The following is a 19,825-nucleotide window of genomic DNA, read 5'->3' on the forward strand; positions in this document are numbered from 1 at the left end:
CGGGTTCTGCATCCATGCGGCCTCCAGAGCAAAGCCGTCGTCCCTGGAATTGCTCAAGAAGCCACGCCGCCACACCAACAAATCATGCGCAACCTTGTCTCACTGATCTCGCTCATTCTGGCAAGTGGCTTGGCTTTGGCCGCTGACCCTTCAAGCCCAGAGAAAGATTCTGAGCGCGTTGTAAGACTTGTCGCCACGCTGGAGAAGAATCCGCTCGGAGTCGAGGCAGCACAGAGTCGAAAGTGGCTGATGCAGTGGCTAGAAGAGACAAAAGACTTCAGCATCACGGTTTGCGAAATTCTCGGACCGGTTCCAAGTCAGTCTCCTCCGAACAGTGCCGTGCTGCTTGCCCAGCAGATGTTCGGAAACCTTGCGTACCAAATACAGAATCCAGGCATTCGGGACCAGCTATCGTTGCAGGTTGCGGGGGTTGAGAGCACGCTGAAGGCCTATGCAGTCTTTGTCAGCAAGGATCCGAAGTCACGCATTGCGCATTTTGACGACTTGCTACAGGCGCAGAAGTCTGGATCTCTGCATTCGCGCATGGCGCCGGTGATTGCGAAGGAATGCGGGGGCAACTGACCGTGAACGAGCCGAACCTCTACTCACCTCCGCAAGCAGAAGTCACCGACCTGGAACCGAGTCAGGTGCCGAGGAGGCCACCTGGCCCACCGCCCGTGATTCCGAGAATCGCAGGACTTCTTGGGGTGGCAGGCTTACTTATGGGCATCGCGGACCTGTACATCAAACACGGAGAACACAGCACGCCTCTCCTTGTGTTGACTGTGTTGGCGGGCGCACTCGCTGCGTGGGTGATTGACGCCCTGGTTCGCAAGGCGGTGCGCTCACTGCCGTGGGCATTCGCCGTTCTCGGCTTCACGGCAGTTGCGGGCATGCAGTACTACGAGACCAGTCCCCCAGGGGTGCTTCGGGCAATCTACGTTGGACAAGGCGTTGTGTTCGGACTGGCGGCGGTGTTGTTCCTCTTCCCGAGCAGCCTTCGCTGGTTCAAGAGAGGCAATGCGTAGCCTGCAGCCATTTGCGATTGACGCGAGTTCGCAACCGAGCTGTCAACCTTCGTCGAGATGTTCATCTAACGCTTGCGCCACCGCTTGCAGTCGCGCAAGGCGGATGGCCTCCGCAACTGCTGGGCCCTGGGCGCCCTTGGCCATCGCACCGCTGGCGATCGGCTTTGTGGGCAGGGCCATTGCGGCATCGACGGCCTTGAGCAGTCGCGGGCCGCTGGGGTAGGGCCGGTCCTGGAAACCGGTGCGGCCGCGGGCGTCGGCTTCGCAGGCTTGCAGCGCTTCCTTGAAGCGTTGCGGACGGCGGAAGGCGTCGCTGCGTTCGATCAGGCGCATCAGCGCGCGGGCGTTGAATTCGGTGGCGCGGTGGATGTTGGTGTGTTCGCGGGCGACCAGCTGGGCAAGTTCGCTGCACTCGGTGGGCGCTTTCAGGCGCAGGGCCAGTTCGCGTGCCAGGTCTTCGCTGCGGGCTTCGTGGGCCAGGTGGCGCGGCCATTCTTCGGGCGGCGTGGTGCCCTTGCCCAGGTCGTGGCAGAGGCAGGCGAAGCGCACTGTGAGCGGCGCGGCCATCTGCGCGGCCATGTCCAGCACCAGCATCACGTGAACGCCGGTGTCCACTTCGGGGTGGTGCGCAGGCGGCTGCGGCACGCCCCAGAGCCGGTCCAGCTCGGGCATCAGCCGGGCCAGTGCGCCGCAGCGCCGCAGCACCTCGAACATGCGGCTGGGCTTGCTTTCCATCAGCCCGCGCGAGACCTCCTGCCACACGCGCTCCGGCACCAGCGCGTCGACCTCGCCGGCCGTCACCATCTGCTGCATCAGCGCCTCGGTCTCGGGGGCGACCGTGAAGTCGTCGAAACGGGCTGCGAAGCGGGCCAGGCGCAGGATGCGCACGGGGTCTTCGGCAAAGGCTTCGCCGACGTGGCGCAGCACGCGCTGCTGCAGGTCGCGCTGGCCGTTGAAGGGGTCGACCAATGCGCCGTCGTCGTCGCGCGCCATCGCGTTGATCGTCAGGTCGCGCCGGGCCAGATCCTCGGCCAGCGTGACCTCGGGCGAGGTGTGGAACACAAAGCCCTTGTAGCCCGGCGCGGTCTTGCGCTCGGTGCGGGCCAGCGCGTATTCCTCGTGCGTTTGCGGGTGCAGGAAGACCGGGAAATCCGCGCCGACGGGCGTGTAGCCGGCGGCGATCATTTCGGCCGGCGTCGCGCCGACGACGACCCAGTCACGGTCGTTGACCGGACGCTGCAGCAGCGCGTCGCGCACCGCGCCGCCCACCACGTAGGCTTTCATGCGAGGGCCGTCCTGTTTCAGCGGTGGCGGGCGCGAAAGCCGTCCAGCCGGGCGCAGCGCTGGCCGGCACCCAGGGTGGCGGGCAGGATGGCTGACATGGGCTGCGGCACGATGCCCAGCGAGGCCAGGCCGGGCGTGTTTGCACTCGCCACGTTGGGCACGGTGAGGCTGGCCAGGTTGTCTCGGCTCAGCAGCGGCTCGCCGGGGGCCAGTTCCATCAGCATGGCCTGCAGCGTGGCCAGCGGGCCGGGCAACGCCCACACCGGCCGCGCCTGGCCCGCGGCCCAGCCGGCCTGCTGGGCCAGTTCACCCAGCGTGACGACTTCCGGCCCAGCGCATTCGATCACCGTTGGCGTAGCTTGCGTGGCCGGCCAGCTCAGCACCTTGGTAATCGCCGCGGCCACGTCGCCCACCCACACTGGCTGCATCTTCGCGTGTGCGCCGGCCAGCGGCAGGACCGGGAAGCGGCGCTGCAGCGAGGCGAACAGCGGCGTGATGTGGTCGCCGTCGCCGAAGATCACCGAGGGGCGCAGCACCGTCACTGTCAGGCCCTTGCCTTGCAGCGCAGCCTCGCCCTTGGCCTTGCTGCGCAGGTAACGCGAAGGCGCATCGGAGGCCGCACCCAGTGCGCTGACATGCACCACGCGCTTCACGCCGGTGCGCTGGCAGGCGGCGGCCAGACGGGCCGGCAGCTTGGCGTTCACCGCATCCAGCTCGGCCTCGCTGCCCTGCAGCTTCGCGATCAGGTTGACCACCGCGTCGCAGCCCTGGAGCAGCCCGTCCAGCGCCTTGTCGTCATGCACATCGGCTTCCAGCAGGTCGACCAGCGGCAGCGGCAGGATGTTGCGGGCGTTGACGCGCCGGCGAGTGGGCACCACCAGGCGCAGCGCGGTGTCGCGGCGGCCCAGCGCGTTGCCAAGGGCCTCGTGGAAGCGGCCGTCCGCAAAGTCGTCACCGCGCACCAGCAGTTCGCACAGCGTGCGGCCGACAAAGCCACTGCCGCCGAGGATCAGCACCTGGTTCATCGTGAGGCTCCTTCGCCTGTTGTGGGGTCCACGCGCGAAGGCAGGTCCGGCGCCGGCTCGGGCACGCTGCTGTCGCGCGGGCCGATGCTGCCACCCATGCGCGCCTTCAGCGAGGCGGGCTTGCCGCTCATCAGGCCGGCGTAGTAGGTGGCGTTGGACAGCACTTTCTTCACATAGTCGCGCGTCTCGTTGAACGGGATGTTCTCGGTCCAGATCGCCGCTTCCAGCACCGGGCCGTCGCGCCAGCGGCGCGGCCTGCCTGGGCCCGCGTTGTAGGCCGCGGCGGCCAGCGTCTGCGAGCCGCTGAAGTCATCCAGCGCCAGCTTGAGGTAGGCGGTGCCCAGGCGAAGGTTGGTGTCGCGGTCGCTCAGCATGTCGGGCCGATAGTCCAGGCCAATCTTCTTCGCGGTCCACTTCGCGGTCGAGGGCATGACCTGCATCAGCCCGGATGCGCCGACGGCCGAGCGCGCGTCCACGTAGAAGCGCGACTCCTGGCGGATCAGCCCGTAGGCATAGGCCGGGTCCAGCCCGATCTCGCTGGCGCGCGGCAGCAACTGCTCGCGGTGCGGCATCGGGTAGCGCTGGTTCAGGTCGAACTCGGCGCGGGTGCGGTCGCTGCTGTTGATGCAGCGGTCCCACACCTCGCGCTCGCAGGCCAGCTGCGAAGCGGCCAGCAGCTCGCGGTCGCTCATGCCGATCAGCGAAAAATTCCATTCGCGTGCGCCTTCGGAGCGCAGTCCCGCGGCCAGCGCCATCAGCCCGCGCTGCAGGCCGGGGTGGCTTTGCGCGGCCTGGCGTTCCGGTGCGGTCAGCGGCGCCGGGCGCGGCGGCAGCGGCTGCACGGCGCCCAGATCTTCCGAGGCCAGCTGGCCGTAGTAGCCCAGCTGCGGCGCCAGCGCTTCGAGCAGCTTGCGGGCTTCCTGCCGGTCCACATTGCCTGCCTCGCCGGGCTTGGCCAGCGCCATCACCGCGCGGGCCCGCCAGTACTGCCAGACCGGCTCGTTGCGCTCGGTCGTGCCCATCGCCTCGATGTCGCGCAGCGCCAGTGTCCAGCGCTCGCTGCCCTGGCCCAGGCGCAGCGCACTGCGGGTCATCCAGCCCAGGGTTTCGTCGCTCCAGTCCGGGCGATCGGCCTCGCGCTTTTTCAGCAGGGAGAAGGCCTTCTTCTGCCAGTCCAGGCTGTCCGGGTGAAGGCCCAGCGCGCCTTGCCGGGCGACGATGGCCCAGGCCCACGCGGCCTGCTCGGGTGGCAGCATCGTGCCCCAGCGTTCGTTCAACTGCTTGGCGGCCACATCCACGTCACCAGACGCCAAGCGAGCAATGGCCAGCGCGCTGAGCCAGGCATGCGTGCCGTTGCGCGCGCTGGCCTTCTTTGCCAGGTACTTGGCCGGGTTGTCGAAGATCTCGCCCAGCGGCTTGACCACGTCGTCGCCCAGCAGGTTGGCGGTGTTGCGCGCCAGCTTCTGGCGGTTGTGTTCCACGGCGTGGCGCAGCTTGCGCCAGGCGTCGTCGCCGCTCAGCAGCTTGGCGTCGGTCAGCGTCTGCGCCAGGGCCTGGCAGCCCTCGTCGGGGCTGGTCTGGGCCATCCAGGCCCGACGCGCGCCATCGCGGATGTCGCGCCCTGCGGCGTATTCGGCCAGCAGCGCGTAGCAGGTCACCTCGCGATCGTCGTTCATGCGAAAACGCGGCTGGTCGCGGGTGAAGTTGGCCCAGTCGCGGCGGCGGCCGAGTTCCAGCAGCCAGTCGTTGCGCAGCCGGTCTTCCACATAGCTGCCCGGCCAGCGTGCATAAAAGGCTTCCACCTCGTCCACCCGCACTTCGCTGAGCCGGCCAGTCAGCTCCCAGTAGTCGACCCAGGGCGCCAGCGGGTGGCGGCTGTCCAGCACCTGCTGGCGCAGCGCGGAAAGCTTGAGCCGGTCACGCTTCACAAAGGCGTCGCGGGCCTGGCGGATGGCGTCGTCGCGGTCCTGCGCGGCCGCCGGGACGGCCATGGCCGCCGCGATGCTTGCGGCGATCAGCAGCAGCTTGGCCCAGGGGCGCGAAGCTGCGCGGGAATGAGGTATTCGGAACAGGCGGGACAGGGCGCGAAGCATCGTGCGGGCACTGTACCGCAGGGGGGTGGGCGAACCCTCGCTTCGGCAGGCGTGGTGCAGGGGCTTCAGGGCCGCCTCAACCACTCGCAAACACGGGCTGCGCTTCCAGCCGCGAGTGTCAGCCCCAGCGCGCCGTGGCCGGTGTTCAGCAGCAGGTTGTCCCAGGCCGGCACCGCGCCGATCAGCGGCAACCCGGTGGGCGTGGCCGGGCGCAGGCCGGCCCAAGGGCGTGGCTGGTCCAGGTCGCAGGCGCCTGGGAACAGCGCCTCGACCGAGGCCAGCATCTGCGCCACGCGCTGCGGTGGAATGTCCAGCCCGTGGCCGCCCAGCTCGGCCATCGCCGCCACGCGCAACTGGCCGGCCAGCGGTGCGAACACCGTCTTGCGCGACAGGTCGGTCACGCTCGCCCGCGGCGCTCGCTCGGGGCGCAGCAGCGGCAGCGTCAGGCTGTAGCCCTTCAGCGGCCACACCGGCAGCCGCAACCCCAGCGGTTTGGCCAACTGCGCGCTCTGGCTGCCGGTGGCGAGCACCCAGTGGTCCGCCTCGATCTCGCCCAGCGAACTGCGCACGGCCCGCACTTTGCGGCTCGCGGTGACGAAGCCCGAGACCGTGCAGTTGAAGTGCGCTTGCCCGCCCAGCCGCAGCAGCCCGGCCAGCAGTGCGTGGCACAGCGCAAACGGATCGGCCACGCATTCGCTTTCGGTCCACACGCCGCCGACCATTTGGCCGGCCTGACCGGCCAGCGCCGGCTCGCGGGCAATGCATTCGTCGGCTGTCAGCACCTGCTGCGGTGCGGCGCCGTGGCTGGCCTGAAAATCGATCTGACGGCGTTGCGCAGCCAGGCCGGCTTCGCTGGCGCACAGCACCAGCTTGCCGTTGCGGGCAAACGCGATGTCCCAGGCTTCTTCCGCCAACCAGGCTTCCAGCGTCTGCCGGCTCATGCGCGCCAGTGCCAGCAACTCGACCGTGCCGCGCTGCACCTGCGCCGTGGTGCAGGCCGCGAGGAACTGCAGGCCCCAGGCCCATTGGCGCCAGTCGGCCACCGGGCGCACGCGCAGCGGCGAGGCCGGGTCCAGCAGCAGCCTGGGCAGGCCGCGCAGCGTACCGGGCGAGGCCAGCGGTTCAACGTAGCTGTAGCTCAGCTGCGCGCCATTGGCCCGGCTGGCGGCCTGGCCGGGGCCGCTCGCGGCGTCCAGCAGCAGCACCTCGTGGCCTTCGCGTGCCAGCGCATAGGCGGTGGCGCAGCCGATCAGGCCGGCCCCGATCACCCCAACCTTCATGCGGCGCTCTCCTGTAGTCCCGGTGGCACGGCGAGGTGCCATTCGGTCGCCTGCTGGAACGCGTGGCCCACGCGCAGGATCAGCGGTTCTGCCAGCGGCCGGCCAATCACCTGCAGCGAGACCGGCAGCCCTTGCGGCGACAGGCCCACCGGCAGCGCCAGCGCGCACAGGTCCAGCCAGTTGACGAAGCGGCCCAGGCGCGACAGCGGCGTGGCGAGTTCGTCCACCTCGGCCACGGGAATCGCGCTGATCGCGTTGGTCGGGAACAGGCAGACATCGATGCCGTCCATTGCCGCCGTCATCGCGGCCATCGCCTGCGCGCGGGCCCTCAGCAGCTGCTGGTAGCGCGCGGCGCTGGTCTGGCGGCCGAGCAGGATGCGGCGGCGCACGTGGGGGTCCCAATTGAGGTCCTCGCGCTCGTACAGCGGGCCCAGCTGCGCATAGCCCTCGGCACTCATCAGCTCGCCGGCCAGCGCCATCGCCTCGGCCAGCGGCTGCGGCAGTGCGCGTTCCACCAGTTGCAGGCCCAGGCGCTGAAAGGCCTGCAGTGCGGCGTCGTAGCCAGCCAGCACTTCGGGTGACACGTGTTCACGCTCCGCCGCCGGCAACACCCACGTGCGCAGGCCGGCCACCGGGCGTTGCAACTGTTCGCCGGCCACGCGGCGCACCGGCGACAGGCGCGAGACCGGGTCGGCCGGGTCCGGGCCGGCCATCGCGTCCAGCAGCAGCGCGGCGTCTTCGGCGCTGCGGGCCAGCGGGCCGATGGTGTCGTGCGTGGGGCAGAGTTCGATCAGGCCGTGGCGGCTGATCAGGCCGTGCGTGGTCTTCAGGCCGGTGAGGCCGCACAGGCCCGCGGGAATGCGCACCGATCCTCCCGTGTCCGTGCCCAGCGCGGCGCTGGCCATGCCGGCCGAGACGGCCACGGCCGAGCCGCTGCTGGAGCCGCCCGGCACGCGGTGCGTCGCCAGGTCCCAGGGGTTCCACGGCGTGCCCATGGTCACATTCGTGCCCCAGCCGCCAAACGCGTGTTCGACGGTGTGGGTCTTGCCGATCAGCACCGCACCGGCGGCGCGAAGGCGACGCACGACCGTCGCGTCCAGCGTGGAGCGCCGGGCCGGCAGTGCGCTGGCACCGCCGGTGATGAGGCGGCCTTCGATTTCGAACAGGTCCTTCACCGCGACCGTCACGCCATGCAGCGGCCCCAGCGTGGTGCCTGCCCGGCGCAGCGCGTCCAGCGCACGCGCGCTGGCCAGCGCCTCGTCGGCATACAGCTCGATGAAGGCGTGCAACTGGCCGTCCAGCCGCCGGGCGCGGTCCAGCTGGGCCTGGACCAGCTGTTCGCTCGTGAGCAGGCCGGCGCGCAGCGCGGCTGAGAGCTGGGCGATGGAGGCGTGGACGGGTGTGGGGTTCATCGGAAGCGTCATGTTGCACCCAGACCGCGCCGGCCGCGAGAGAGGCGCTGTTGCAGCAGCCGCGAGGCCATGGACAGCGGGAAGGCGATGGCGAAGTAGAAGGCGCCCACCAGCAGGAAGATGTGCAGTGGCAGGAAGGACTCGCTGGCGATGGCGCGGGCGGTGAGCATCAGTTCGTCGGTGGCGATCAGTGCGCACAGAGAGCTGTCTTTCAGCAGCGCGACGTAGCTGTTCAAGAGGGGCGGCAACATCACGCGCAGTGCCTGCGGCAGCACGACAAAGCGCAAGGCCTGCAGCGGCGTGAGCCCGGCCGCCAACGCGGCTTCGCGCTGGCCACGGTGCACCGCGGACAGGCCGCCGCGCAGCAACTCGGCCACATAGGCTGAGCCGTGCAAGCCCAGCCCCAGCACGCCGGCCCAGAAGCCCGAAAGCCGCAGGCCCAGCGCCGGCAGCGCGAAATACAGCGCCAGCAGCAAAGCCAGCAGCGGCACGGTGCGCAGGCCCTGGATGGCGGCCTGCGCCACGCGGCGCGGCCACGGCCGGCCGCTGCGTTGCATCGCGACCCAGCCGGCGCCCAGCAGCAGCGCCAGCGCAAAGCCGAGCAGCGAAAGCGCGATGGTCAGCAGCGCGGCCTGGCGCAGCCGGGGCAGCCAGTCGGCCAGCTGGTCGGCATACAGCGCGAAGAATTCGGTCATGGCGTGGCCTCCAGCCGGCTGCGGGTCAGCCGGGTTTCGAAGCGGGACAAGGCCCAGCCCAGCGGCAGCAGCATCGTGGCGTACAGCGCCAGCGCGCTGGCGTAGATCAGCGGGGTCTGGAAGGTGCTGGTGACCAGCTGCCGGGCGAAGAACATGATCTCGGGCGCGGCAATCGCCGAGGCCAGCGAGGTGTCCTTCAGCAGCTGGCTGGCGAAGTTGGCCAGCGCCGGCATCACCAGCCGCAGCATCTGCGGCAGCAGCACGAAGCGCAGCGTTTGCCTCGGCGTGAGCCCCGCGGCCAAAGCCGCTTCGCGCTGGCCCACGTGCAGCGACTTCAGCGCGGCGACGAACACGTCGCACAGCGTGGCCGCGCCAATGCCGCCCAGGCCGAGGATGGCCGCGGCCATTGGCGAGAGCCGCAGGCCGACCGAGGCCAGGCCGAAGTACAAGAGGAACAGGTGCGCCAGCGCCGGCACGTTGCGCGCCCATTCGATGAGGGCCGCCACCAGGCCGCGCAGCAGCCGGCCGGCCAGCGAGCCACCGCTGCTGGCGTGCACCAGCAGCGCCAGTGCGAGGCCGCCGGCCAGCGCGATGACCAGTGCGCCGGCGGCGATGCGCGCGGCGGTCCAGGCGCCGGCCGCCAGCGTGCCGAGGATGGACGGGAGCGCGTCGAGGGCGTTCATGTCTCGACTTCAGGCTGCCGTGAGCATCTGGCCGAGGAACTGCCGCGTGCGCACCGCCTGCGGCCGGTCGATCACATCGCCCGCGCTGCCTTGCTCGACGATGTGACCGCCTTCCATGAAGATGACTCGGTCGGCCGTCTCGCGCGCGAAGCGGATCTCGTGCGTCACCAGGATCATCGAGCGGCCTTCGTCGGCCAGTTCGTGGATCACGTTCAGCACCTCGCCGACCAACTCCGGGTCCAGCGCCGAGGTCGGTTCGTCGAACAGGATCAGCTGCGGCTGCTGGGCCAGCGCGCGGGCAATCGCCACGCGCTGCTGCTGGCCGCCGGAAAGCCGCTCGGGGTATTCGCCGGCCTTGTGGTGCAGGTGCACCTTGGCCAGCATCGCGTCTGCCCGTTCGTAGGCCTCGGCGCGGCTGAGGCCCATGGCCTTCATCGGCGCCAGCGCCACGTTGTCCCGCACCGTGAGGTGGGGCCAGAGATAGAACAGCTGGAACACCATCGCGATGCCGGCGCGCTGCGGCGCCAGTTCGCTGTCGGTCATGAAGCGCCACTGGCCGTTGCCGCCCTGGCGCTGGCCGATGCGCTGGTGGTCCAGCGTCACCGAGCCGCCGTCGGGCCGTTCCAGGAAGTTCAGGCAGCGCAGGCAGGTGGACTTGCCCGAGCCGCTGGGGCCGATCAGCGAGAGCGTCTCGCCCTTGTGCAGGTCGAAGGAAATGCCCTTGAGCACGTCCAGCGGGCCGTAGCGCTTGTGCAGGTCGCGCACCTGCAGCAGCGGGGGAGCGGTGGTGTTCATCGCGGCAGCTTTCGGCGGCAGGGCTTACTTGCAGCTGGGCAGCTGCCAGCCGGCCGGGCGGTCCACGCCGGCGCGAAAGTTCTTGCCCACCGGCATGTACCAGACGTCCTGCACCAGGCCGTAGCGTGTGCCGATCTTCTTCAGCTCGCAGCCCTGCCAGAGCTTGGTGATTTCGGCGTTCACGGCCGCGAGCAGCTCGGGCGAATCCTTGTTTAAGCCGATCACCACCTGGCCCAGGCCGGTCAGCAGCGGGAAGTCGGGGTTGTTGTCGCTGAAGGCGTTGAAGCGCAGGTGCCACTGCGGGTTGCGCGAGATGGCGTACTGCATCACCGGCGGATCGCCGATCACCGCGTCGATGCGGCCGGCCAGCATGTCGCGCACCGCGGCGTCGGAGGTGTCGTAGAGCGACAGCTCCAGGCCGGGGATCTTGCGCAGCTCGGGGATGAACGAGAAGCCGGTGATGGTGCCGACCTTCTTCTTCTCCAGGTCCTTCAGTGTGGTCCAGTTCGTCTTGTCGACCTGGGTGATGCCGTTCTTGAAGTAGTGGATCGGGTCGCTCAGCAGCATGATCTTCGAGCGCTGCTCGGTCCAGCCCATGGTGCCGGCCATCAGGTCCACGCGCTTGGCCTGCACCGAGGCGATGGTGCCGGACCATTCCATCAGCGCCGGCTTGACCTTCAGCTTCAGCGTGTCGGCCACGTGCTGCAGCACCTCGCCGTCGTAGCCGATCATCTTGCCGTCCTGCCAGCCGGTGCCGGGCATGTCGCCGGTGAAGGCAATCGTCAGCGTGCCGGGCTCGACGGTGGCGGGCGTTTGCGCAAAGGCGCAAGCGCCACTCAACAGCAGTGCAGCAGGCAGCAGGCGGCGCAACAGGGGCAAGAACGGGGTCATCGGCAACTCCTTGGGAGACACACTTGGGTGGGTTGAACGAAGCCGACTTTAGGAACGCGCCTGCTTCTTGCATTGAAGGCGCAACCCCCCGAATTGAACGCATGCGACAAGCCGCCCGAACCGTCAAAGCTGCACCAGACACTGGCGCTGATGCCCTGGTGGCGCGCCTGGACGCACCCGGCGCGGGCGGCGTGGAACTGCGCATCGGCATCCTGCTGTGGCCGCAGTTCCCGCTGCTGTCGCTGGCCGGCCTGTGCGACGCGCTGCGCCACGCGGCCGACATCGGCGACCAGAGCCAGCAGCTGCGCTGCAGCTGGACGGTCCTGGGCACGCCTGGCGAGCGCATTGCGGCCAGCTGCGGCATCGAGGTGCCGGTGCAGCAGTCGCTGGGCTCGGAAGCCACGTTCGACTACATCGCGGTGATCGGCGGCCTGCTGCCGCAGCTGGACAAGGCGGACCGCCGGCAGGTCCGCTTTCTGAAACAGGCCGCGGCCTCGGGCGTGCCGCTGCTAGGCATCTGCACCGGCAGCTTCGTGCTGGCGCACCACGGCCTGATGGACGGCCACACTGCCTGCGTGCACCCCTTCCACGTGGCCGACTGGCAGCGCCTGTTCCCCGCGCTGCCGCACAGCACGCATGGCGACTACCTGGTCGACGGCGACCGCATCACCTGCGCCGGCGGCGTTTCCATCATCGAGCTGGCCACCGAGCTGGTGCGTCGCCACTGCGGGGCCGACCGCGCGGCCAAGGTCGTGCACCAGATGACCGTCTCGCGCCGCGCCGCCAGCTCCCACGTCGCCCGCCGCCACGCGTTGGGCTACGCCGGTGCCGACAACGACAAGCTGCGCCAGGCCATCCTGCTGATGGAAAAGAACATCGCCACGCCGCTGGAAATCGGCGTGATCGCGCGGCTGGTGGACTGCAACCGGCGGCAACTGGAGCGGGTGTTCGTCGCCGAGACGGGCCTGTCACCCGCGGAGTTCTATCGCCGCTCGCGCCTGAAGTTCGGCCGCTGGTTGTTGACGACGACGGACGCGGCCATCAGCGTGATTGCAGCCGACAGCGGCTTCGCCGACTCGGCACATTTCATCCGCCTGTTCCAGCAGCACTACGGCATGGCGCCGGGGCGCTTGCGGGCGGCTTTGGTGGCCAAAGTTTGAGGATTGCTTTTCGGTTCTTGCTTCGCCTTGGTTGGCGTGGGCCAGGGCCGCCGGGTGGTCGGCTCCGTTCATGTCCTCCGCTTGGACTTCGTCCAAGCTCCTCCTTCACTTCACTGCGCCGACCACCCGACGCCCCTGGCTGGCGGCGCTTGGACCTCGCACCGGTTGAACAGCCTGAACCGTGCCGGATCAGGGCGGTGGGGCGTGTTTCGGAGCGAAGTAAAGGGGGAGCTCGGACGCAGTCCGGGCGGAGGACATGAGCGGAGGAATGCGCCCCGGCGACCTGATCGTGCGCCGACCTGAACGAAGGAACTCAACCCGCCGCCGACTTCCGGTATGGCTCTTCGAATTCCCGGAAGTCCTTCTCCGCCAGCGCCTCACCCACAAACGCCTCGACACCTGGCGTCTCCCACACGTTGGCGATGTACTCGTTGACGATGTCGGAAACGGGCAGCGCGTAGGTGCGGATGCGGCCCACCACAGGGGCGAAATAGGCGTCGGTGATGCCGAAGCTGCCGAACAGGAAGGGGCCGCCGGATTGGTCCAGGGCTTCGGTCCACATGGCTTGCAGGCGCTGCAGGTCTGACACGACGCCGGGCTGCTCGGCGATCAGCCGGGCGCCTACTTCGGGCAGCGAGGCTTCGAGGTTCTGCGAACAATGGTTGCGCAGGTGACCGAAGCCGGAGTGCATCTCGGCGCACAGGCTGCGGGCACGAGCGCGCTGGCGCTGGTCAACTGGCCACAGCGGCAGGGTGGGAAACTTTTCGGCCAGGTATTCGGCGATGGCCAGCGTGTCCCACACGGCAAAGCCTTCGTCGACCAGCAGCGGCACCTTGCCGGTGGGGCCCACGGCGTTGACGGTGGCCTTGAAGGCGGAGTCGGCCTCGAAGCTGTCGAAGCGCACCATGACCTCTTCGAACGGGATGCCGAAGTGGCGCATCAGCACCCACGGGCGCATGGACCAGGACGAGTAGTTCTTGTTGTCGATGTAGAGCTGCATGGCGAGGCGTGGTTGAGAGCCGAGGGCGCCTCATCGTAAGTCACGGCCACTGCAGCCCACCGCGTCACAGGTCTCTTTGGACTGCGCGAGCAGCCACGCGGTGAAGGCCTGCAGTTCGGGGCGCTCGGCCGGGTTGGCGCCCAGCGGGATCAGCCAGTAGCTGTAGGGCGAGCCGAGGCGGCCGCTCTCCCCGAAGGGCTCGACGATCTCGCCGCGGGCCAGCGCGTCGTGCACCATGGGTAGCCGGGCCAGCGCCACGCCCTGGCCGGCCAGCGCGGCCTGCATCTGCTGATGGGTGAAGTTGACGCTGATCCAGCGACGCGGCTGCAGCCGGCCCAGGCCCTTGGCCTCCAGCCAGGTCGGCCAGGCCATCGCGGTGGCCTGCGCGGTGCCGTCGTCCATCTCCAGCAGCGTGTGTTCGCTCATGTCGGCGGGGGTGCGCAGCGGCGGTGCCTCGCCGCGGGCGATGGCGTCGGCCAGGCGGGCGCCCACCACGGGCGTCAGCACCTCGTCGAACAGCCGGATGGCGCCGCCAGGGGCCTTGTCGGGCATGCAGCTGCGCAGCGCCAAGTCCAGCTCGGCATCGTCCACTTCCACCAGCCTGTCGGTGGCCGAGATGCGGATGTCCAGTTTCGGGTGCTGGCGTTCGAAGTTGACCAGCCGCGGCATCAGCCACAGCGAGGCGAACGATGGGAAGGTCGTCAGGCTGACCTGGGTGCGCGAGCGCGCCATGCGGATCTGGCGCACGCTGGTGTCCAGCCGCGTGAGCAGCGGCGCGACGCTGCGCAGCAGCGCATGCCCGGCGGCGGTGAGCTCGACCTTGCGGGTGCCGCGGTTGAACAGGCTGGCGCCCAGCTCTTGCTCCAGGCCCTTGATCTGGCGGCTGATGGCCGGCTGCGTGAGGTGCATTTCCTCGGCCGCGGCGCTGAAGCTGAGCAGCCGGGCCACGGCCTCGAAGCTGCGCAGGCCGTCCAGCGAGAGCGGGCGCTGGCGTGCACCGGAAAGCGGCGTATTCATGCGCAGATGGTATCAATCCCTGCGCCAAGTCTCATTGGAGTTTTGCTGTCCACACGCCGATGATTCAGGTCATGCAGCGGTGAGCTTCTTCCACCGCACTGATGCAAGAACGCTATTGACCCCGCCAGCCCAAAGGAGCCTCACCATGCAAACCCAAGCCTCTCAAGCGATGACCCTGCGCCAAGCCCAGGCCTGGCGCGCCCCGCGCGCCGGCGACCTCAAGGTGCTGCAAGGCGAGGTGTGGATCACCCGCGCCGGCGACCTGTCCGACCATGTGCTGCAGGCCGGCGAAACACTGCACGTGCAGCGCGGCGAGCAGCTGTCTGCCGGCCCATGGGAAGCGGGCAAGCCGGTGCAACTGGCCTGGCAGGCTCAACCGGCCTTGCCCTTCGCCCGCTTGCGCGAGGAGACCGGCCGTGGCGTGGCGGCAGGCGCGCGTTTCCTGGCCGGCGGTTTGCTGGCCCTGGCGCGCAGCGCTGAAGCCAGCGCGAGCCGGGCCCACGGCAGCATCTGAGCGGGAGAGTCCATCGCGTCGTCTGGCGCGGTGAAGTAGCTCAGCGAGTGCTGGCCGCCGTCGCGCACGCTGTAGGTGAATGGTGTGCAGCCCTGGGCCTCGAAGCTCGCGCGGGTTTCGTCGTCGACCTTCAGGTACAGGCGCTCGTCGAAAATCAGTGCGAGGAACAGGTCATCCACGTAGAAGCCGTGGCCACCGAACATGCGGCGGCTGCGCACCGTACCCAGCGGCGACAGCAATTCCCGGCACCACGCCACGAAGTCGTTGCTCATGGTCGGATTCTCGCGGGTCAGGCCAGGTGTGCACAGGCCGCTCAGGCCGCACAATGCAAAGCTCCCTGGTACCGAGTCCGACCATGACCCTGCCGTTCAAGCTGCAACTGGAACCGTCCCGCGACAAGGCCGTGCTGCGCAAGCAATTGCAGGCCGAACGCATGGGGCTGCTGGACCGCCACAAGCGCGCGGCGCAGCTGCAGGAAGTGCTGCAGGTCTGGCTGATCAAGCGGCCGGAAACCACGATTGGCGCCTACTGGCCGATCAAGGGCGAGTTCGACGCGCTGCCGGCGCTGTACCGCTGGAGCGAGGCAGCGGAGCCCGGCCAGCCGCCGCGGCGCATCGGGCTGCCGGTGATGAACCGCGAGACCAAGCGCCTGAGCTTTCACGTCTGGTATCCCGGCTGCGAGATGGAAGAGGACGCCTACGGCATCCCCAAGCCCAAAAACACCGAGATCTTCCACCCGCAGTTGCTGCTCGTGCCGTGTGTGGGTTACGGCCCCGGCGGCGTGCGCCTGGGCTACGGTGGCGGCTTCTACGACCGCACGCTGGCCGAGATCCAGCCGAAGCCGTACACCGCCGGCCTGGGCTACTCGCACGGCTACGTGCCGTGGCTGGAGCCCGAGCCGCACGACGTGCCGCTCGATGCGATGCTGAACGAAGAGGGCGTTCAGCTGGACAAGTAGCCTTGCTTCCTCAGTGGTAATACTGCCGCCGCTTGGGGCATTCCTGTCACGTACCTGTCAATCGTCGTTATAGTCCCGCGAAGGGGCTCGCCGGCATTCGTGCGCGCGGGCTGGGAGTGGCCACTAGAAAACCGGCGGCAGGGCTGCATGCAGGCATTGGATTTCCACGTCTCCAAGACGTTAAAGGTTCAGTTTTTCTCGATGAACGACGGCGGTCGGCGGCCGCTGGCCGTGACCTTCACGCCCTCGAACAACAAGCAGCTCGACGGCACGGGGTTTGGCGGCGACTTCCTGCTGAAGTCAGGTTTCGATGTCCTGGCATTCAAGTCTTCGGTGGATGGCTGGTTTCAGGAAGTGCCCGCCGAACTCTTTTCGGCCATCAATGCCTTTGTGGCCGAGCGAGGCCATGAGCGCCGGGTGGGCTACGGCTCGTCGATGGGGGGCTTTGCAGCCATCGCGTTTTCAGGTCGGTTGAAACTCGACACCGTCCTGGCCTGCTCCCCTCAGTTCGCGATCGACCAAGCATTCGACAAGCGCTGGGCATTTTTCGGCCAGCAATTGGCCTGGCGCTACCGCATTGATGCGGCTGCGCTGGGAGCCGATTGCCGCTACTTCGTGTGGGCCGATTCGCAGGACGCAGACTGGCTGCACGTGGACCGATTGAGGGCCCTGATCGCGCCTTCTCGGCTGCATGTTTTGGCCTTGCCGCACAGTGGTCATCCCTGCCTTCAATTCCTCCATGAAGCCAGGCAGTTGAAGCCCGCGGTGCTGGACGTGCTGCGGGGCGATTCGCTCGGGCCGCAGTTGCATCGCCATGCGCGCCGCGACTCGAAGACCTACTGGAAAAATCTTTCAAGGCGGTTGCTGACCCATCGTCGGCCACATGCAGCGCTCGCAGCTGCGCATGCGGCCGTGGCCCGTGATGAGCGGGACCCGACCTCGATCTGGCTCAAGGCCAAAGTCCTGCAGGTGTTGGGGCGAGAGGATGAGGCCAGGCAACTGAGCCGTCAGATGCTTGGCGACGGGGAGCACCCAAGACGCTTGTTTCAGCTGAGCCGGCGCCAGATGCAGGCCGAACAGTGGGTAGACGCGCTGTCCGCCATCGACGCCGCGCTGGCCATGGCGCCGGGCTCGGCGCAGTTCCACATGCAGCGCGCGCAGGTGCTGTCGCGCACGGGTCGCATGGGCGACGCCGTGCAGGCGGCGCGGGAGGCGCACTTCATCGCGACCGACGATCCCGAAATGAACGAGCAGTTGGGCAAGCTGCTGCTCAAGATCGATGACCTGCCGGGCGCCCGCGAGGTCCTGGCCCAGGCGCTCGCAAGCGGCGTCAGGTCCGCGGGCATCTTCCTGCACCTCAGCGCGACCCTGCTCAAGCTGGGCCGGTTGAACATGGCGCTGCGTGTTGCGGAGGATAGCCTGCGGCATTGGCCGGAAGATCAGCGCCTGCAGTCGCATCTGGCCCGGCTGCAGGCGCGGGTGTCGGCAGGTGGCGCGCGGCATCGGCGCCGGCCGGCCGGCGCCGCGCAGGTGTGGGATGAACTGTCCTGGGTGAAGATCGCCCGGGCTTGAATCAGAACCGCTTGCCGACACCCACGCTGACCAGCAGCGGGTTGACCTTGAAGGTGCCGACCTTGGTGCCGGCCGAGCTCACATCGGTCTCGATCTGCACCTTCTTCAGGTCGAAGTTGACCAGCCAGCCGTCCTTCACCGGCACGTCCACGCCGGCTTGCAGCGCCCAGCCGAAGCTGTTCTTCTTGATCGAGGGCGACAGCGCCGCATCTACCGCGGGCTCGAAGCTGACCGACGAGAAGCGGGTGTAGTTCAGGCCGGCGCCGACGTAGGGCCGCAACGCCTTCAGGTCGGTGAAGTGGTACTGCAGCGTCAGCGTGGGTGGCAGGTGCTTGAGGCTGCCGATGATGGTGTCGCCCGAGCGGATGGTGTGGCGCTGCGGGTAGGTCAGCACCAGTTCGGTGGCGATGTTGGGCGTGAAGAAGTAGCTGACATCGAACTCGGGAAAGGCCTTGTCGTTGATCTTCAGGTCCAGCCCGGTGCTGTCGCTGTTGTCGGACTGCAGGTAGAGCGCACGGGCGCGCAGCAGCCACTGGCCGCTGTCTTGCTGGGCGGCGGCGAATTGGGGGGCGAGGGCGGCGGCAACGGCGGCCAGGGCGATGAGGGTCTTGCGCATGGTGGCGAACTCCTTGTTGTTGAATGACATGACGTGATGTCATTGCAACCGGGGGAGGGGTTCGTCAAGCTGTGCTGGCGCAAGTTGCCGGTGCGCGAGGCGGTGTCCGCGGAAAGCGCTTGATCCAGGTCAGCATTGGCGCAGGCGCGGTGATGCGCCGGCGCCACAGGGCTCAGCCGCCCAGGCCCAGCCGCTCGCAGAGCGCCAGCGTGGCCGTGCTCTGGTTCATCGTGTAGAAGTGCAGGCTCGGCGCGCCACCGGCGATCAGGCGCTCGCACAGCGCGCTGACCACGTCCAGCCCGAAGGCCTTGATGCTGGCCGTGTCATCGCCAAAGCTTTGCAGCCGCATGCGGATCCAGCGCGGAATGTCGGCGCCGGTGCTGTCGGCAAAGCGCATCAGGCCGCTGGCGTTGGTGATGGGCATGATGCCGGGCACGATGGGCAGGTCCAGCCCCAGCGCGCGGGCTTCGTCGACGAAGCGGAAATACGCATCGGCATTGAAGAAGAACTGCGTCATCGCGGAATTCGCACCGGCCCGCGCCTTGGTCGCGAAGGCCTCCAGGTCGGCCTGCGGCGACCTGGCCTGCGGGTGCATCTCCGGATAGGCGGCCACTTCGATGTGGAAGTGCGTGCCGGTGGTTTCGCGGATGAAGGCGATCAGGTCGCTGGCATAGCGGAACTCGCCGAACGCGCCGTAGCCGCTGGGCAGGTCGCCGCGCAGCGCGACCAGCCGGCGGATGCCGGCGCCCTGGAACAGCTGCAGCTTCTCGCGCACCGACGCGCGCGTGGCGCCCACGCAGGTGAAGTGCGAGGCCGCGTCCATGCCCTCGGCCAGGATGGCCTGCACGGCGGCCAGCGTGCCGTCTTGCGTCGAGCCGCCAGCGCCATAGGTCACCGAGCAGAACTCGGGCTTGAGCGCATAGAGCTGCTGGCGCACGGCAGCAAGTTTGACCACGCCTTCGGGCGTCTTCGGCGGAAAGAACTCTAGGCTGATGGAGGTCATGTCAATCTGGCTTGCAGGTTCAAGCGGGCTGCTTGGCCCAGACGAAGAATTCGGTGTTGCCGTTGCCGCCCTTGATCGGGCTTTCGAAGTACTTCTGCACCTTCAGGCCGTGCGCCTTGCAGGCCTGCCAGAGGCGGTTTTCGACCTCGATGAAGTGCACCTTGTCCTTGACGATGCCGCCCTTGCCGATCTGCGCGGGCTGCAGCTCGAACTGCGGCTTGATCAGCACCAGCAGGTCGCCGCCCGGCGCCAGGTACTCGACCATGGTCGGCAGCACGTGGGTGGAGGTGATGAAGGACAGGTCGCCCGTCACGAAGTTGAAGCTGTGCTGTTCGTAGGCGGCCGCAAACGGCGAGCCTTCGACGTCCCGTGCGTTCTGGCCCTCGAAGCTGGTCACGCGCTCGTCGGCCTGCAGCTTGGGGTGCAACTGGCCGTGGCCCACGTCGATGCCCACCACATGGGCCGCGCCCGCCTGCAGCAGCGCGTCGGTGAAGCCGCCGGTGCTCTGCCCCAGGTCCAGGCATTGCCGCCCGGCCACGTCGATCTTGCAGGCCTTCAGCGCGCCTTCCAGCTTCAGCCCGCCGCGCGAGACAAAACGCAGCTCGGCGTCGTCGGTGACCTGCAGCTCACACTCCTCCGGCACGTCCAGCCCCGCCTTGTTGATCACCGCCCAGCCCTTGGGCCCCTTCCACCGCACGGCATGGCTCTCGATCAGGCGCTGAGCCGCCGACCGGGTGGCCACGAGGCCTCGTTGAAGAATCAATTGATCTGCGCGCATGGAGTTCCAGTGGAATGTGAG

At 68.4% G+C, this 19,825-nt stretch carries 20 protein-coding genes and 1 pseudogene; 6 read left to right on the plus strand and 15 right to left on the minus strand.

Features of this window, described 5'->3' with window-relative positions; genetic code table 11:
* Nucleotides 1–84: 84 nt before the first annotated feature.
* Together LRH25_RS01745 and LRH25_RS01750 are read left to right on the plus strand one after the other, a co-directional pair.
* Entirely contained in the window at nt 85–582 is a 498-nt protein-coding gene (locus LRH25_RS01745; protein ID WP_141289129.1) for a hypothetical protein, read from the plus strand.
* Between the two features lie 140 nt (nt 583–722).
* A complete protein-coding gene (locus LRH25_RS01750) occupies nt 723–1,028 on the plus strand; it encodes a hypothetical protein (RefSeq protein WP_141289131.1) in 306 nt (101 codons plus the stop codon).
* A 42-nt stretch (nt 1,029–1,070) separates the two neighbouring features.
* Here LRH25_RS01750 and LRH25_RS01755 read toward each other — a convergent pair whose 3' ends face one another.
* From LRH25_RS01755 to LRH25_RS01795, 9 genes are all read right to left on the minus strand, one after another.
* A complete protein-coding gene (locus LRH25_RS01755) occupies nt 1,071–2,312 on the minus strand; it encodes a multifunctional CCA addition/repair protein (RefSeq protein WP_141289133.1) in 1,242 nt (413 codons plus the stop codon).
* A 17-nt stretch (nt 2,313–2,329) separates the two neighbouring features.
* On the minus strand, nt 2,330–3,337 hold the full coding sequence (locus tag LRH25_RS01760) for a complex I NDUFA9 subunit family protein (protein WP_141289135.1): 1,008 nt from the start codon (nt 3,335–3,337) through the stop codon (nt 2,330–2,332).
* Nucleotides 3,334–5,430 carry a lytic transglycosylase domain-containing protein gene (locus LRH25_RS01765; protein WP_231010065.1) on the minus strand — a complete coding sequence of 699 codons (2,097 nt, stop codon included), beginning with the start codon at nt 5,428–5,430 and terminating at the stop codon, nt 3,334–3,336. The genes LRH25_RS01760 and LRH25_RS01765 overlap by 4 nt, the downstream gene beginning before the upstream one ends.
* Nucleotides 5,431–5,495: 65 nt before the next feature.
* Nucleotides 5,496–6,710: a D-amino acid dehydrogenase gene (locus LRH25_RS01770; protein ID WP_231010066.1), complete on the minus strand. Its 1,215-nt coding sequence runs from the start codon at nt 6,708–6,710 to the stop codon at nt 5,496–5,498.
* Nucleotides 6,707–8,122: an amidase gene (locus tag LRH25_RS01775; protein WP_231010067.1), complete on the minus strand. Its 1,416-nt coding sequence runs from the start codon at nt 8,120–8,122 to the stop codon at nt 6,707–6,709. Before LRH25_RS01775 ends, LRH25_RS01770 begins: the two co-directional genes overlap by 4 nt.
* Nucleotides 8,123–8,130: 8 nt before the next feature.
* Complete coding sequence (locus LRH25_RS01780) at nt 8,131–8,817, minus strand: amino acid ABC transporter permease (protein ID WP_231010068.1); 687 nt, start codon at nt 8,815–8,817, stop codon at nt 8,131–8,133.
* Nucleotides 8,814–9,500 carry an amino acid ABC transporter permease gene (locus LRH25_RS01785; RefSeq protein WP_231010069.1) on the minus strand — a complete coding sequence of 229 codons (687 nt, stop codon included), beginning with the start codon at nt 9,498–9,500 and terminating at the stop codon, nt 8,814–8,816. Before LRH25_RS01785 ends, LRH25_RS01780 begins: the two co-directional genes overlap by 4 nt.
* Before the next feature lie 9 nt (nt 9,501–9,509).
* Complete coding sequence (locus LRH25_RS01790; protein ID WP_141290001.1) at nt 9,510–10,295, minus strand: amino acid ABC transporter ATP-binding protein; 786 nt, start codon at nt 10,293–10,295, stop codon at nt 9,510–9,512.
* Between the two features lie 24 nt (nt 10,296–10,319).
* On the minus strand, nt 10,320–11,186 hold the full coding sequence (locus tag LRH25_RS01795; RefSeq protein ID WP_141290000.1) for an ABC transporter substrate-binding protein: 867 nt from the start codon (nt 11,184–11,186) through the stop codon (nt 10,320–10,322).
* A 101-nt stretch (nt 11,187–11,287) separates the two neighbouring features.
* Here LRH25_RS01795 and LRH25_RS01800 point away from each other — a divergent pair, with 101 nt between their 5' ends.
* Nucleotides 11,288–12,346 (plus strand): GlxA family transcriptional regulator, encoded by a 1,059-nt coding sequence (locus tag LRH25_RS01800; RefSeq protein WP_141289999.1) that lies wholly within the window; start codon nt 11,288–11,290, stop codon nt 12,344–12,346.
* A gap of 313 nt (nt 12,347–12,659) precedes the next feature.
* Here the strand turns inward: LRH25_RS01800 and LRH25_RS01805 are convergent, their stop codons facing one another.
* Both LRH25_RS01805 and LRH25_RS01810 read right to left on the minus strand, forming a co-directional pair.
* Nucleotides 12,660–13,346 (minus strand): glutathione S-transferase family protein, encoded by a 687-nt coding sequence (locus LRH25_RS01805; protein ID WP_141289998.1) that lies wholly within the window; start codon nt 13,344–13,346, stop codon nt 12,660–12,662.
* A gap of 30 nt (nt 13,347–13,376) precedes the next feature.
* Nucleotides 13,377–14,363 carry a LysR substrate-binding domain-containing protein gene (locus LRH25_RS01810; RefSeq protein WP_231010070.1) on the minus strand — a complete coding sequence of 329 codons (987 nt, stop codon included), beginning with the start codon at nt 14,361–14,363 and terminating at the stop codon, nt 13,377–13,379.
* A 169-nt stretch (nt 14,364–14,532) separates the two neighbouring features.
* On the opposite strand from LRH25_RS01810, the pseudogene LRH25_RS01815 reads away from it, so the two are divergent.
* Nucleotides 14,533–14,688: pseudogene (locus tag LRH25_RS01815) on the plus strand (DUF2917 domain-containing protein); the annotation flags it as partial.
* 47 nt (nt 14,689–14,735) lie between these two features.
* Here the strand turns inward: LRH25_RS01815 and LRH25_RS01820 are convergent.
* Nucleotides 14,736–15,149 (minus strand): TfoX/Sxy family protein, encoded by a 414-nt coding sequence (locus LRH25_RS01820; protein ID WP_141290282.1) that lies wholly within the window; start codon nt 15,147–15,149, stop codon nt 14,736–14,738.
* An 83-nt stretch (nt 15,150–15,232) separates the two neighbouring features.
* Here LRH25_RS01820 and LRH25_RS01825 point away from each other — a divergent pair, with 83 nt between their 5' ends.
* A complete protein-coding gene (locus LRH25_RS01825) occupies nt 15,233–15,835 on the plus strand; it encodes a 5-formyltetrahydrofolate cyclo-ligase (protein ID WP_141290281.1) in 603 nt (200 codons plus the stop codon).
* Nucleotides 15,836–15,982: 147 nt separating this feature from the next.
* Entirely contained in the window at nt 15,983–17,407 is a 1,425-nt protein-coding gene (locus tag LRH25_RS01830; RefSeq protein ID WP_231010071.1) for a tetratricopeptide repeat protein, read from the plus strand.
* A 1-nt stretch (nt 17,408) separates the two neighbouring features.
* On the opposite strand, the gene LRH25_RS01835 is transcribed toward LRH25_RS01830, so the two are convergent.
* The 3 genes from LRH25_RS01835 to LRH25_RS01845 all read right to left on the minus strand — a co-directional run bounded on the left by LRH25_RS01835 (nt 17,409) and on the right by LRH25_RS01845 (nt 19,768).
* A complete protein-coding gene (locus LRH25_RS01835) occupies nt 17,409–18,023 on the minus strand; it encodes an OmpW/AlkL family protein (protein WP_141289713.1) in 615 nt (204 codons plus the stop codon).
* Nucleotides 18,024–18,195: 172 nt separating this feature from the next.
* Nucleotides 18,196–19,026 (minus strand): methylenetetrahydrofolate reductase [NAD(P)H], encoded by an 831-nt coding sequence (gene metF, locus LRH25_RS01840; protein WP_141289710.1) that lies wholly within the window; start codon nt 19,024–19,026, stop codon nt 18,196–18,198.
* A 19-nt stretch (nt 19,027–19,045) separates the two neighbouring features.
* Nucleotides 19,046–19,768: a TlyA family RNA methyltransferase gene (locus tag LRH25_RS01845; RefSeq protein ID WP_310733354.1), complete on the minus strand. Its 723-nt coding sequence runs from the start codon at nt 19,766–19,768 to the stop codon at nt 19,046–19,048.
* Between the last annotated feature and the right edge of the window lie 57 nt (nt 19,769–19,825).

It is taken from the genome of Ideonella azotifigens (assembly GCF_021043325.1).
GTDB lineage: Bacteria > Pseudomonadota > Gammaproteobacteria > Burkholderiales > Burkholderiaceae_C > Ideonella > Ideonella azotifigens.